This is a genomic window from Variovorax sp. P4_B11 (assembly GCF_056402355.1).
The window spans coordinates 1-1,053 of the sequence record NZ_JBFUHO010000164.1; the positions used below are offsets into that span (position 1 = coordinate 1).

Annotated in this window: 1 pseudogene; it reads left to right on the forward strand. The window is 66.5% G+C overall.

The window, feature by feature from the left end:
* Window positions 1–232: 232 nt before the first annotated feature.
* A pseudogene (locus AC1DYD_RS41435) lies at window positions 233–1,053 on the forward strand (Mu transposase domain-containing protein); the annotation flags it as partial.

A 1,053-nucleotide genomic window follows, 5' to 3' on the forward strand; every position in this document is an offset into this window, starting at 1 on the left:
CGACCAATCGCTACGCTGAGATCACGATGCGAACCAAGCAGGCCGCGCTTGCGGCATGCATTCCTCCGACGACTTCGGCGGTATCCCGGACTCGCGTCGGATGGCGCCAAGACCAAGACCTGATGAAGTGGCTGCAATCGCTGTGAGAATTTTGTGCCCGGTGGCCGGTGACTCACCATCGCCGGCGCACTGCTCAGGCCGGTTGGGCACATAACGCACCTGGGCACAAAACTATGACAACATGAAGACCGCCGTCGACAAGGTGAAGAAGGGCAAGGGCCGCGTCGTCAACGCCCGCTTCGCCGTCATGTGCGCGCACTACCTGTTCGATGCCGACTTCTGCAACGTCGCCTCGGGCTGGGAGAAGGGCGTGGTCGAGAAGAACGTGCAGGACAGCCGGCGGCGCATCTGGATCGAGGCCGGCAAACGACGCTTCGGCTCGTTCGCCGAACTCAATGCGTGGCTCGGTGCCAGATGCCGGGCGCTGTGGGAAGAGGTTCGCCACCCCGAGCACGACCAGTTCAGCGTCGCGGAGATGCTGGAGCATGAGCGGCCTCACCTGATGCCGGTGCCCGAGCCCTTCGACGGCTATGTGGAGAAGCCGGCACGGGTCTCCAGCACATGCCTGGTGGTCGTGGCGCGCAACCGTTACTCGGTGCCGTGCGAGCTGGCCGGTCAGATGGTGAGCACGCGGCTGTATCCGGCCAGGATCGTCGTCGTGGCCGAAGACGCGGTGGTGGCGAGCCACGAGCGCCTGGGCGCCAAGGGCCAGACCTGCTACGACTGGCAGCACTACATCCCGCTGCTTCAGAGGAAGCCCGGCGCCTTGCGCAACGGCGCGCCATTCGCAGACTTGCCAGCACCGCTGCAGCAGTTGCGTCGCGGCCTGCTGCGCCAGGCCGGCGGCGATCGCGTGATGGCGCAGGTTCTGGCCATCGTGCCGGGGGCCGGCCTGGAGGCCGTGCTGGTGGCGGTGGAACTGGCCCTGGAGAGCGGGCCACCGTCCGGGCGGGTCAGCGTCGAGCACGTGGTCAACGTGCTGGGGCGATTGAA